Raw genomic sequence first — 14410 nt, forward strand, 5'->3', positions numbered from 1 at the left:
TCAGGCCATTCCGAAGTTGTTGTCGAGCAGGTCGAACAGTTCGTCGGCGCTGGCCGAACCGATCGCGTCGGTGTCCGCCGGGCCGGTGTCGGGTGCTGTGCGCCGGGCCCAGGTCCGTACGAGGTCCTGCAGGCGCGCGCCTAGCTCGTCGGCGCCGTCGGAGCGGGGGTCGGCGGAGGTCAGGGCCGCCTCCAGCGCCCGGAGTTCGGCGAGCGCGGGAACGGCCGGTCCGGGACGGGCGCACAGCCCGTCGTACAGGTGGTCGGCGAGGGCGGTGGGGGTGGGATGGTCGAACACCACCGTCGCGGCGATGGGGACGCCGGTCGCCGTGCGCAGCCGGTTGCGGAAGGACACGGCGAGCATCGAGTCGAACCCGACGGCGGAGAACGCCTGGTCGGCCGGGACGGCCTGGCGGCCGGTGTGGCCGAGGACCGCGGCCGCGTGGTCGCACACCAGGTCGAGCAGCAGCCGGCGTCGCGCGGGTTCGTCCAACGGTTCGAGCCGGCGGGCGAGTTCGGCGGCCGCGTCGTCCTCGTCGTCCCCCGTGGTGTCCCCCGGGGCGGAGGCCGCCTCGGGCAGTTCGCCGAGCAGCCGCAGCGCGCGGGGGTCGGGCACGGCGGCCACGACGCGGTCCCAGCGGACGTCGGCGAGGATCGCGGCGGGTTCGTCGTGGTCCAGCGACTGCTGCAGGGCTGCGAGGACGGTGTTCACGTCCAGCGGGCGCTCCACCGGGTCGGAGCCGGCGGGCGCGGGTTCCAGGCCGCCGAGGGCGAGGGTGACGCACCGGCTGCCCCGGTCGCGGCGGTCGCGGGCCAGCGCTTCGAGGGCGGCGTAGGCGCTGGTGGCGGCGCCGCGCCGGGCGGCCCCCCAGACACCGCTCAACGGGAACAGCACGGCGAGGGCGACGGAGTCCGGTGCCGGGTGGCCGTCGAGCAGCGCGTCGAGGTCGGCCACCGGGCCGAGGGCGGAACGCAGGGCGCCCTCCAGGTCCTCGGGGGTGAGTTCGGCGAGCGAGGCGCCGGGGTCGTGGGCACGGGCGAGGTGGACGGCGACGGTCAGGGGTGCCCCGCCGAGCAGGCCGGCCGGGGCGTCCGGGCCGTCGGGCACGGTCAACTCGGCTCCCAGTGCGGCGAGTTCGTCACGCAGGGCGGCCACGGTCTCCCGATCCGCGCTCCGGTCCCCGGCCAGGACGACCTGGCGGGCGCCGCGCCGGGCCAGCCAGCGCGCGATGTCCGCGCCCAGCACCCCGGTGTCGCCGGTGATCAGGGCGGTGCCTGCGGCCGGCGTCCAGTCGCGGCCCGCCGAGGTGTCGGGGGCCGGGGCGTGGACGAGTCGGCGCGCGTGCGCGCCGGTGGGCCGGACGGCGAGGTGGTCCTCCTCGTGGCCGCCCGCGAGGAAGGCGGCGAGGCGGCGCGCCTCGTCCGGGCCGGGGCTCGGCGGCAGGTCGGCGATGCCGCCCCAGCGCCCCGGCTGTTCCAGGCCGACGACCCGGCCGAGCCCCCACAGCTGCGCCCCGCCCGGACGAGTGAGCCGCTCGTCGGGGTGGACGGCGACGGCGCCGCCGGTCACGCACCACAGCGGGGCGTCGATCCCCAGGGTGTCCAGGGCCTTGAGCAGTTCGAGGGTGGCGGCGGTCCCGGCGAGCACGGCGGCCCCTTCCGCCGCCGCACGCTCGTCCAGGGCCAGCAGCGACAGCACGCCGGAGACCGGCCGGGGCGCGTCCGCGACGGCGTCGGCGACGTCCTGCGCGGTCCGGGCCGCGTCGCCCGCGTCGACGGTGACGGCACGGGCCCGCGCGCCGCCCAGTCGCAGCGCGTCCTGGCACGCGCCGACGAGCGGGTCGTCGGCGTGCTGCTTCGGTACGACGAGGAGCCAGTCGCCGTCGAGCGGCGCGGCCGGCGGGTCGGCCACCGGCTGCCAGCGGACCCGGTAGCCGAGGGACCGTACGGCGTCCCGGTCGAGCCGGGCGCGGCGCCAGCCGGACAGCACCGGCAGCACCTCGCGCAGCGCCGGGGCGAAGCCCTCCGGTGTGGCGTCGGCGTCCGCGCCCAGGGCGGCGGCAAGCCCGGCCGGGTCGCCGCTGTCGACGGCCGCCCAGAAGCGGTCCTGTGCGGCGCCGCCGGACACGCCGGCCGCCGGGGCGGTGCGGCCCGGGGTGGGCAGCCAGAACCGGGTCCGCTGGAAGGCGTAGGTGGGCAGGGGGACGGGTCGGGCGCCGGGCGCGGCCTGGGCCACGACGTCCGGCCAGGCCACCTCGGCTCCGGTGGTCCAGGTCTCGGCGAGCGAGGCGAGGAACCGTGCGGGGCCACCGTCGTCGCGGCGCAGCGTCCCGACGGTGGTGACGGTCAGACCCGCGCGTTCGGCGGTTCCCTCGACTCCGGCGGTGAGCACGGGGTGCGGGCTCGCCTCGACGAAGAGGTCGAATCCGGCGTCCAGCAGCCGTTCGGTGGCACGCGCGAACTCGACGGGTTCACGCAGGTTCCGGTACCAGTAGTCCGCCGTCAGCAGCGATCCGTCGAGGGGTTCGCCGGTGACCGTGGAGTACAGCAGTGTCCCGCCCGTGCGGGGCGTCACGCCGGCCAGCGCGTCGAGCAGGTCGTCGCGGACCCGGGCCACCTCGGCCGAGTGTGCCGCGTAGTCGACGGGGATGCGCCGGGCCCGTACGCCGTCCCGCTCGCAGGCCGCGAGGAGGTCCGTGAGCGCGTCCGGCCGACCGGCCACCACCACCGCGTCGGGGCCGTTCACGGCGGCCACGCAGACGTGGTCGCCGTGCGGTGCGAGGAGGGCGCGGGCCCGGTCCTCGGAGACGGCGAGGGACACCATGCCGCCGGCCCCGGCCAGCGCCACGAGGGCCCGGCTGCGCAGGGCCACGATCCTGGCCCCGTCCTCCAGGGACAACGCCCCTGCCACCACGGCGGCCGCGATCTCCCCCTGGCTGTGCCCGACCACCGCCGACGGCTCGACACCGCAGGACCGCCAGAGCGCGGCCAACGACACCATCACCGCCCACAACACGGGCTGCACCACGTCCACCCGCTCCAGCGACGGCGCACCGGACCCGCCGCGCAGCACAGCGGTCAACGACCAGTCCACGTACGGCGACAGCGCCCGCTCGCACTGCGCCACCCGCTCCGCGAAGACCGGAGCCGCGTCCAGCAGATCCGCTCCCATCCCCGCCCACTGCGACCCCTGCCCGGGAAAGACGAAGACGGTACGGCCGCCGCCGCGGGCCTGTCCCTCGACGGCCCCGGACGCGGCCGACCGGTCCGCGAGGGCGACCAGCGCGTCCAGCAGTTCACCGCGGCCGGTGCCGACGACGACGGCCCGGTGCGGGAGCGCGGACCTGGTGGTCGCCAACGCGTGGGCCACGTCGGCCGGCCGCAGGTCGGGTCGGCCGGTGAGGTGGGCGTGCAGCCGTGCGGCCTGTTCGCGCAGGGCCGGCTGCGAACGGGCGGACAGGAGCCAGGGCAGTGCGGGCGACGAGGGGGCGTCGGGCCGGACGCCGCTGTCCTGAGCGGCGGTCGGCGGCTCCGGGGCGGCGCGCTCCAGGGCGACCGGCTCCGGGGGCGCCTCCTCCAGGACCACATGGGCGTTGGTGCCGCTCATGCCGAACGCCGAGACTCCGGCGCGTCGGGGGCGGCCGGGGGCCGTCCAGGGGCGGGCCCGGTCGAGGAGCCGGACGGCGCCGCCGGACCAGTCGACCCGGGAGGTGGGTTCGTCGGCGTGCAGGGTCCTGGGCAGTGTGGCGTGCCCCATGGCCAGGACGGTCTTCATCAGTCCCGCGACGCCCGCCGCGGCCTGGGTGTGGCCGAGGTTGGACTTCAGCGAGCCCAGCCACAGCGGCCGGTCCGCCGGGCGGCCCTGGCCGTAGGTGGCCAGCAGTGCCTGGGCCTCGACGGGGTCGCCGAGGACGGTGCCGGTGCCGTGCGCCTCGACCATGTCGACGTCGGCGGTGGTCAGGCGGGCGTGGGCGAGTGCCTCGCGGATCACGCGCTGCTGGGCGAGGCCGCTCGGGGCGGTGAGGCCGTTGCTGGCGCCGTCCTGGTTGACCGCCGTACCGCGAACGAGCGCGAGCACGGGGTGCCCGAGGCGCCGGGCGTCGGACAGCCGCTCGACGAGGATCATGCCGGCGCCCTCGCCCCAGCCGGTGCCGTCGGCGCCGTCGGCGAAGGAGCGGCAGTGGCCGTCGGGCGAGAGACCGCCCTGCTTGCTGAACTCCACGAACACGTCCGGGGCGGCCATCACGGCGGCGCCGCCGACAAGCGCGAAGGAGCAGTCACCGGCGCGCAGCGCCTGACCGGCGAGGTGCAGGGCGACCAGGGAGGAGGAGCAGGCGGTGTCGAGGGTGACGGCCGGGCCCTCGATGCCGAGCGTGTAGGCGATCCGGCCGGACGCCACGCTGGTGACGTTGCCGCTCAGCAGGTGCCCTTCGACGCCGTCGGCCGAGGTGCCCGGTCCGGTGCCGTAGCCCTGGGAGGCCACGCCGACGAAGACGCCGCCGCGGCTGCCGCGGACCGACAGGGGGTCGATCCCGGCGCGTTCGAGGACCTCCCAGGACGTCTCCAGGAGGAGCCGCTGCTGCGGGTCCATGGCCAGGGCCTCGCGGGGCGATATCCCGAAGAAAGCGGCGTCGAAGTCGCCCGCCCCGTCGAGGAATCCGCCGCCGGAGCTGTAGAAGGTGCCCGGCCGGTCCGGGTCGGGGTCGTACAGGGAGTCCAGGTCCCAGCCCCGGTCGGTGGGGAAGGCGCCGATGGCGTCCACCTCGTCGGCCACCAGCCGCCACAGGTCCTCGGGGGCGCGCACGCCCGCGGGGAAGCGGCAGGCCATCGCGACCACGGCGAGCGGGTCGTCGGCGGGGTCGGGGGCGTGCGGGGCCGGGGGTGCGGTGGTGTCCGGGACGGGTGCGGGCCGTGCGGCGCCCGTCAGGCCCTCACGGATGTGCCGGGCGAGGCCGGTCGCCGTGGGGTGGTCGAAGAGCCCGGTGACCGGCAGGCGGAAGCCGGTGGCGGAGACGAGCCGGTTGCGCAGTTCGACGGCCGTGATGGAGTCGAAGCCGATGTCGCGCAGCGGGCGTTCGGGGTCGACGCGCCTGGCGGACTCGTGGCCGAGGATCGCCGCCGCCTCGGTGGTGATCAGTTCGACGAGGAGCCGGTCGCCCTCCGCCTCGGGGAGGGCCGTAAGCCGGTCGCGCCACCGGTCGGCGTGGTCCTCGGGTGCCGTGGTGCCGGCCGTCGGCCCGCCCTCGACAGGAGCGGGGGCAGCGGCGGCCCCGGTGGTCTCGGGCAGTGTTCCCAGGAGCCTGCTGGAGCGTCCGGAGGTGAAGACGGGGACGAACCGCCGCCAGTCCACATCGGCGACCACGGCCTCCGTGCGGCCCGTGTCCAGCGCCTGGCGGAGTGCGGTCAGCGCCGTTTCGGGCCGCAGGCCGACGAGGCCGTGCCGGCGCAGTCCGGCGCCGGCGTCGCCGTCGGCCATGCCGGTGCCCTCCCAGGGGCCCCACGCGACGGAGAGCGCGGTGCGCCCGTGGGCCCTGCGCCGGGCGGCGAGGGCGTCCAGGTGCGCGTTGGCGGCGGCGTACGCGGCCTGGCCGCCGCTGCCCCAGGTGCCCGCGATGGAGGAGAACAGCACGAAGGCGTCGAGCGGTTCGTCGGCGAGGAGGGCGTCGAGGTGGTCGGCTCCGTCCGCCTTGGCGGCCAGTTCGGCGTGGAGCTGTGCGGGTGTGCACTGGTCGGTGCGGGTGTCGGAGACGGTGCCCGCCGCGTGGAAGACCGCGCGCGGTGTGTCCCCGGCCGCCCGGAGCCGCTCGACGAGCGCGGCCGTCGCGGCCCGGTCGGCGAGGTCGCAGGCGGCCAAGGTGACCCGGGCCCCCGCCTGCTCCAGTTCGGCGACGAGCGCCGCCACGCCGGGGGCGGCCGCTCCCCGCCGGCCGGCCAGCACGAGGTGCTCGGCCCCTTCCCGGGCCAGCCGGCGGGCGACCTGCCCGCCGATACCGCCCGTGCCGCCGGTGACCAGAACGGTTCCCCGGGGGCGCCAGCCGGTGGGGGCCGGTCCGGCGCCGGGGGTGGCTTCATCGCCGATGGCGGCGTCGTGGCCGCCGATGACCCGGCCGCCGGAGGCCGGAACGCCCTCCGGAGCGGCTGTCAGCCGCCGGCCGAGCAGGCCGGACGGGCGGACCGCGATCTGGTCCTCACCGGCGAGCCCGTCCGTCGTACCGTCACCGTGACCGGCGTCGACGCCGTCCGCGCCGCCCAGGCACGCGCACAGACCGCGCAGGGCGGCGGGGTCGAGCCGTTCGGGGAGGTCGACCAGGCCGCCCCAGCGGTCGGGGTGTTCCAGGGCGGCGACCCTGCCGAGTCCCCACACCCGGGCCTGGGCGGGCGACGGCGGCGTGTCCTGGCCCGCCGCGACCGCGCCGGACGTGACGCACCAGAGCCGGGCGCGGCTGCCGGTGTCGCCGAGTGCCTGGAGCAGGGTCAGGGTGAGGGCGAGTCCGGCCCCGAGCGGCGGGTGGTCCGGGTGCGGGAGGTCGGTGAGGGCCAGCAGGGAGAGCACACCGGTGACTCCGGCGGGGAGCCGTTCGGCCAGTTCCGCGCGCCCGGTGCCGGCACCGATCCGCACGACGGTCGTCTCGGCGCCGTGCTCCGCGAGGGCTCGTTCGACGGCCGCGGCCGTCTCCGTGACCGCGGGGTCGTCCGGCACCGCGAGGAGCCACGAGCCGGACAGCCGGACGCGGGCGGGCAGGGCCAGCGGCTGCCAGGCGACGCGGTAGTGGTGCCGGGCGGCGGCCGCCTCCTCGTCCCGGCGCGCGCGCCAGGCGGACAGCGCGGGCAGTACGTCACCGAGCGGTGCCCGCTCGTCGAGTCCCAGCAGCGAGGCGACCGACGGCGCGTCGGCCGTGCCGACCAGGTCCCAGAAGGCGTCGGAGTCCGTGGGGGCGCCGTCCGCGTCCTTCCGCGCGGCCGGGCGCGGCCAGAACCGCTCGTGCTGGAACGGATAGGTGGGCAGGTCGACATGCGGGGCGGCGGTGCCCTCGTGCCCGGCGGTCCAGTCGACGGCGACCGCACGGACGTGCAGGCGGGCGAGGGCCGCGACGACCGAGGCCGCCTCCGGCCGGCCCTTGGGCAGCAACGGGATCGCCGTCACGCCGGGCTTTCCGGGCCCGTCCTCCGGCAGACAGGCCGGCACCAGCGCGGAGAGCACTCCCCCCGGCCCGGCCTCCAGGAACGTCGTCGCGCCCTCGACCACCAGACGCCGTACGCCGTCCATGAACCGCACCGCGCCGCGCACGTGCCGCACCCAGTACTCCGGGGAGCACAACTCGGAGGCGGGGGCGGGCTCACCGGTCAGGTCGGAGATCACGGGGATGCGGGGCTCGGCGTACGTCAGGCCCTCGGCCACCTCACGGAAGGCGTCGAGCATGCCGTCCATCCGGGCGGAGTGGAACGCGTGGCTCACGGTGAGCCGGCGGGTCCGGCGCCCCCGGCGGCGGAACTCCTCGGCCGCGCGCAGGACGGCGTCCTCGTCACCGCTGATCACGGTGGCCGCCGGTCCGTTGACGGCCGCGACGGCGACCGTGCCGTCCGCGGCCTCTTCCAGGAGGCCGAGCACACCGAGCACTTCGTCCTCGCCCGCCTCGACCGCCACCATCGCGCCGCCGCCGGGCAGTTCGTCCATCAGACGGCCACGCGCGGCGACCAGGGCGCAGGCGTCGGGCAGGTCCAGCACCCCGGCGACGTGCGCGGCGGCGAGTTCGCCGACCGAGTGGCCGATGAGCAGGTCCGGGACGACTCCCCAGTGGTCCAGCAGCCGGAACAGGGCCACCTCCAGCGCGAACAGCGCGGGCTGGGTGTACCGGGTGCGGTCCAGCAGCGGGGCCCGCTCGTCGCCCTCGGCGGCGAACAGGATGTCGCGCAGCGGCAGGTCGAGGTGGGGGGCGAAGTGGGCGAGTACGTCGTCCAGCGCGTCGGCGAACACCGGCTCGTCGCAGTACAGCGCGGCTCCGGCGGCGGCCCGCTGGCTTCCCTGGCCGGGGAAGAGCAGCACGGTACGCCCGGGTGCCGCCAGGCCGGTGACCAGATCCGGGTCGGACGTCCCGGCGGCCAGGGCGCCCAGGGCGCGGCGCGCGGCCGTCTCGTCGTCCCCGGGCACGGCGGCCCGGTGCTCCAGCGCGGCCCGGCCGCGGACGAGCGCCAGGGCCACGTCGGGCAGCGGGGTGCCGGGGCTCGTGTCGAGGTGGGCGAGCAGCCGGGCCGCCTGGGCGCGCAGCGCGGCGGGCGTCCGGGCGGACAGGAGCAGCGGCAGCGTCCGGGCCGGGGACGGTCGGGTCTCGCCCGCGCCGCCGGTCGCGGACTCTCCGGCCGTGCCGCCCGCCTCGCCCGTGGCCTCCGCCTCGCCCGCGTCGGGTGCCTGTTCCACGATCACGTGGGCGTTGGTTCCGCTGATGCCGAACGAGGAGACGCCGGCGCGGCGCGGGCGTCCGGTCCGGGGCCACGGGGTGGGCTCGCCGAGGAGCCGTAGGCCCGCCGTGTCCCAGTCGATGTGGGTGCTGGGCTCGTCGGCGTGCAGGGTCCGGGGCAGTTCGCCGTGGCCGATGGCGAGCACCATCTTGATGACGCCGGCGACGCCGGCGGCGGCCTGGGTGTGGCCGATGTTGGACTTGACCGACCCCAGCCACAGCGGCTCCTCGGCGGTCCGTCCGGCGCCGTACACGGCCTGGAGGGCCTGGGCCTCGATGGGGTCGCCGAGCCGGGTGCCGGTGCCGTGCGCCTCCACGGCGTCGATCTCCGCGGCCGTGACCCGGGCGTCGACGAGCGCGGCCCGGATGACGCGCTGCTGCGCGGGTCCGTTGGGCGCGGTCAGGCCGTTGCTGGCGCCGTCCTGGTTGACGGCGGTGCCGCTGAGCACCGCGAGCACCCGGTGGCCGTGGCGGCGGGCGTCCGAGAGGCGTTCGAGGAGGAGCATGCCGACGCCCTCGGCCCAGCCCGTGCCGTCGGCGCCGGCCGCGAACGCCTTGCAGCGGCCGTCCGGGGCCAGTCCGCGCTGGCGGCTGAACTCGACGAACAGCTTGGGCGTGGTCATGAGGGTGACGCCACCGGCGAGGGCCTGCGCGCACTCGCCCCGGCGCAGGGCCTGGGCCGCCAGGTGCAGGGTCACCAGCGAGGAGGAGCACGCGGTGTCCACGGTCAACGCGGGCCCGTCGAGGCCCAGTTCGTACGAGATCCGGCCCGACATCACGCTGGCGGTGTTGCCCGTCATGACGTGGCCCTCGGAGACGCCGGGCGCGCCGTCGAGGACGCCGGGGTAGTCCTGGCCGTTGGTGCCGACGAACACGCCGACGGGGCGGCCGCGCAGGGCGGTCGGGTCGATACCGGCGTGCTCGACGGTCTCCCAGCAGGTCTCCAGGAGCAGCCGCTGCTGCGGGTCCATGGCCAGGGCCTCGCGGGGCGAGATCCCGAAGAAGGCGGCGTCGAAGCCTCCGGCGTCGTGGAGGAATCCGCCGCGTCGGCTGTAGGTGGTGCCGGGCCGGTCCGGGTCGGGGTCGTAGAGCCGGTCGGCGTCCCAGCCCCGGTCCGCCGGCCAGTCGACGATGACGTCCCGTCCCTCGGTGAGCAGCTGCCAGAAGGCGTCCGGGCCGTGGGCGGCGCCGGGGAAGCGGCAGCCGATGCCGATGATCGCGATCGGGTCGTCGTCGACGGCGGCCGTCCCCCCGGGGAGGGCCGCGCCCACCTCCTCGGCCGCGGGGTCCGACGGGGCGAGTTCGGCGAGCAGGTGGGCGGCCAGTGCCTGGGGTGTGGGGTGGTCGAAGAGCAGGGTGGTGGGCAGCCGCAGTCCGGTGGCCGTGCCGAGCCGGTTGCGCAGTTCCACCGCGGTGAGGGAGTCGAAGCCGAGTTCGGCGAAGGCCCGGCCGGGGGCGATGTCCGTGGCCGCGCCGTGGCGCAGCACCGTCGCGGCGTGGGTGCGCACGAGGTCGGTGATGTGACGGGACCGTTCGGCGGCGGGGAGCGCGACGAGCTGCCCGCGCACCTGCCCGTCCTGCTCGGCGGGTCCGGCCGGTGCGGGGGTCCGCGCGTCGGCGGCTCCGGGCAGGCCGCTCAGCAGCGCCGTGGCGCGCAGCCCGACGGACTCGCGGAAGCGCTGCCAGTCCACGTCGGCGACGACGCAGAGTTCGTCGTGGTCCGCGAGCGCGGCGGTCATGGCCCGGACGGCGGCCCTGGGCTCCATGGGGGTGATGCCGAGGCGGCGGAGGCGGTCGGCGATCCGGTCGTCGACCATGCCGCCGCCGGCCCAGGCGCCCCAGGCGACGGAGGTGCCGGGCAGTCCGGCGGCCCGGCGTTCGGCGACCAGGGCGTCGAGCGCGGCGTTGGCGGCGGCGTAGTTGCCCTGGCCGGCGCTGCCGAGGACGCCCATGAAGGAGGAGAACACGACGAAGTCGGCGAGGCCGATGCCGTCGGTGACCTCGTGCAGGGTGCGGGCGGCGGTGACCTTGACGCGCATCAGGGTGGCGAGGCGGGCCGGGTCGAGGGCGTCGAGGGTGCCGTCGTCGAGGACCCCGGCGGCGTGCACGACCGTGGTGAGCGGCTCCTCCCCGGGGATCGCGGCGACGACCGCCGCCAGCTGCGCGCGGTCGGCGACGTCACAGGCGGCGACGGTCACCCGTGCGCCGAGCGCGGTGAGTTCGGCCCGCAGTTCGTCCGCGCCGGGGGCGTCGGGTCCGCGGCGGCTGAGCAGCAGGAGGTGGGCGGCTCCCCGCTCGGCGAGTTCGCGGGCGACCTGGGCCCCGATCCCGCCGGTGCCGCCGGTGATGAGGACGGTGCCGCTCGGGCTGGGGCGGGCCTCGGCCGGACGGCCGGGACCGACCGGGAGCAGGCGGCGGCCGTACACGCCGGAGGAGCGCACGGCGACCTGGTCCTCGTCGGTGACGCCGGCGAGGACCGCGCCCAGCCGGTCCGCGGCCCGCTCGTCCAGCACGGCGGGCAGGTCGACGAGGCCGCCCCAGGTGTCGGGCCGTTCCAGGGCGACGGTCCGGCCCAGTCCGGCGACCGCGGCCTGCGCACTCGCTCCCGGCCGCTCGCCTCCGCCCACGGCCGCCAGGGTCCGGGTGGCGCACCACAGCGGGGCGTCCGTCCCGGTGTCGCCGAGCGCCTGGACGAGGGCGAGGGTCAGGGACAGCCCGGCGGGCACGTCGGGATGCGCCGGGTGCGGGCGGGTCTCCTCGGCCAGCAACGAGAGCACGCCGGTCACGGGCTCCGCGCCCGACGCCGTACGCAGGGAGGCCGCGAGGGAGACCCGGTCCTGGTCGGGGGCGGAGACGACGACGGGGACCGCTTCGGCCCCGGCCGCCGTCAGCGCGGCCAGCACATCGGCACCGCTGTCGGCCGCCGGAAGCACGACGAGCCACCGCCCGGACAGCGACGCCCTCGGCGCGAGCGTCAGCGGACGCCACCCCACACGGTGACGCCAGCCGTCGGCGCGCCGCCCCCGTATCCGCTCGGAGCGCCACGCGGACAGGGCGGGCACCACCTCGCCGACCGCGTCGGGGTCGACCCCCAGGGTGTGGGCGAGGACGTCGGAGTCCTGGGTCTCGATCTCCCGCCACAGTCCGTCGTCGGCCGGGGCGGCCGGGTCCGACGCCCGCGGGGTCTCCAGCCAGTAGCGGCGGCGCTGGAACGGGTAGGTGGGCAGGTCCACGAGGCGGGCACCGGTGCCGGCGAGGGCTGGCTCCCAGTCGACGGGGAGCCCGCGTACGAAGGCTTCGCCGAGCGCGTGGTGCAGGCGCCGCAGGCCGCCCTCGTCACGCCGGAGCGTACCGAGCACGACGGCCTCGCAGCCCGCCTCGTGGACGGTCTCCTCGATGCCCATGGTGAGCACGGGGTGCGGGCTGACCTCGATGAACCCGGTGTACCCGGACTCGGCGAGGGTGCGGACGGCGGGTGCGAAGCCGACGGTGGCCCGCAGGTTGCGGTACCAGTAGTCGGCGTCCATCCGGGCGGTGTCCAGCCACCCGCCCTCGACGGTGGAGTACAGCGGCACGTGGGCGGCCGCCGGCCGCAGTCCGGTCAGGGCCTCCAGAAGCGTCTCGCGTATCTCCTCCACATGGGCGGAGTGCGAGGCGTAGTCGACGTCGATGCGCCGGGCCCGTACGCCCTGGGCCTCGCACTCCGCCAGCAACGCGGCCAGGGCGTCGGGGTCGCCGGACACCACCCCGGCGGAGGGGGCGTTGACGGCGGCGACCGACAGTCCGGGGCGGTCGGCGAGCAGGTCGGCCAGGCGGTCGTGCCCCAGGGCCACGGAGACCATGCCGCCGCGTCCGGCCAGCACACCCAGCGCCTTGCTGCGCAGGGCCACGACCTTGGCCCCGTCCTCCAGGGACAGCGCGCCCGCCACGACGGCGGCGGCGATCTCACCCTGGCTGTGACCCACGACCGCGTCCGGCACCACACCGAACGACCGCCACGCCTCCGCCAGCGACACCATCACCGCGAAGAGAGCGGGTTGGACCACATCGACCCGGTCCCACGCCCGCCCCGAGCGCACGGCGTCCAGCAACGACCAGTCCACGAAAGGCGCGAGCGCCCGCTCGCACTCCTCCATCCGGGACGCGAACACCGCCGACTCGTCCAGCAACTCCCGCGCCATACCGGCCCATTGGGAGCCCTGGCCGGGGAAGACGAACACGACCGGTCCGGTGGCGGATGCCTCGCCCGCCGTCACGTCCGCGCCGGGCTCACCGCCGGCGAGCGCCGTGAGCCCTTCCTCCCAGGCCCGCCGGTCCCCGCCGACCACGGCACGGTGGTCGAACAGCGAACGGGACGTCAGCAAGGAGAAGGCGAGGTCGCGGGCGGTGGGCCCGGCGGTGTCCCGCAGCAGGGGCAGCAGGCGCCGTGCCTGGTCGCGCAGCGCGTCCGGGGTACGGGCGGAGAGCACCAGGGGCACCGGGGAGGTGTCGGGCTCGGGGGTCGCTTCCGGTTGCGGGGCGGGGGGCGCTTCCTCCAGGACGAGGTGGGCGTTGGTGCCACTGATCCCGAACGAGGACACCCCGGCCCGGCGCGGACGCCCCTCGACCGCCTCCCACTCCCGCTGCTCGGTCAGCAACTCGACCCCACCCGAGGCCCAGTCCACCAACGGTGTCGGCTCGTCGACGTGCAGCGTCTTCGGCAACGCGCGCCGTTGCAGCGCCATCACCATCTTGATCACACCAGCCACACCCGCAGCCGCCTGCGCATGCCCGATGTTCGACTTCAACGACCCCAGCCACAACGGCCGCCCCGCCGACCGCTCCCGACCGTACGTCGCCAGCAACGCCTGCGCCTCGATCGGATCACCCAACCGCGTCCCCGTACCATGCGCCTCCACCACATCCACCTCAGCAGCGGACACACCCGCCGACGCCAACGCCGCCCGGATCACCCGCTCCTGCGCCGGACCACTCGGCGCCGTCAACCCATTACTCGCACCGTCCTGATTGACCGCACTCCCCCGCACCACCGCCAGCACACGGTGGCCATGGCGCCGCGCATCGGAGAGCCGCTCCAACACCAGCAGACCGACTCCCTCGGCCCACCCCGTCCCACCCGCCGACGCCGCGAACGACCGACACCGCCCATCCACCGACAACCCACGCTGCCGCGAAAACTCCACAAACGTCCCCGGCGACGACATCACCGTCACCCCACCCGCCAACGCCAGCGAACACTCCCCCGCCCGCAACGCCGACACCGCCAGATGCACCGCCACCAACGACGACGAACACGCCGTATCCACCGTCACCGCAGGACCCTCAAGCCCCAACGAAAACGCCACCCGACCCGACAGGACGCTGCCCGCGCCGCCGGTCAGCCGCTGCCCGTCGACGCCTCCGGCGGGGATGTGAAGTGCGGGCCCGTAGTCGTGGTACATGATCCCGGCGAAGACGCCGGTGCGGCTGCCGCGCAGCGAGTGCGGATCGATACCCGCCGACTCCACCGCCTCCCACGACGACTCCAACAACAACCGCTGCTGCGGATCCATCGCCAACGCCTCACGCGGCGAAATCCCGAAGAACTCCGCATCGAACTCCGCCGCATCATGCAAAAACCCGCCATGCCGCGCATACGACGTCCCCGGCCGATCCGGATCCGGATCGAACAACCCCTCCACATCCCAACCCCGGTCCACCGGAAACCCCGACACACCGTCCCGCCCCTCAGCCACCAACTCCCACAACCCCGCAGGCGACACCACCCCACCCGGCAACCGACACGCCATCCCCACCACCGCCACCGGCTCCCCCACACCCGCCTGGAGTTGCCGGTTCTCGCGGCGCAGCCGGGCGGTTTCCTTGAGGGCGTCCCTCAGCGCCTCCACGACGGTCGGGTCGGAGGAAGATGAAGGTGACGAAGAAGGTGCCGGGGACGACGACGGCGTTCGGGTC

General features: G+C 76.3%; 1 protein-coding gene. It reads right to left on the reverse strand.

What is annotated here, in order from left to right; genetic code table 11:
- Positions 1 to 14343: a type I polyketide synthase gene (locus PYR72_RS03265; protein ID WP_275453769.1), complete on the reverse strand. Its 14343-nt coding sequence runs from the start codon at positions 14341 to 14343 to the stop codon at positions 1 to 3.
- Positions 14344 to 14410 lie beyond the last annotated feature (67 nt).

The organism is Streptomyces sp. VNUA24, assembly GCF_029167005.1.
GTDB lineage: Bacteria > Actinomycetota > Actinomycetes > Streptomycetales > Streptomycetaceae > Streptomyces > Streptomyces scabiei.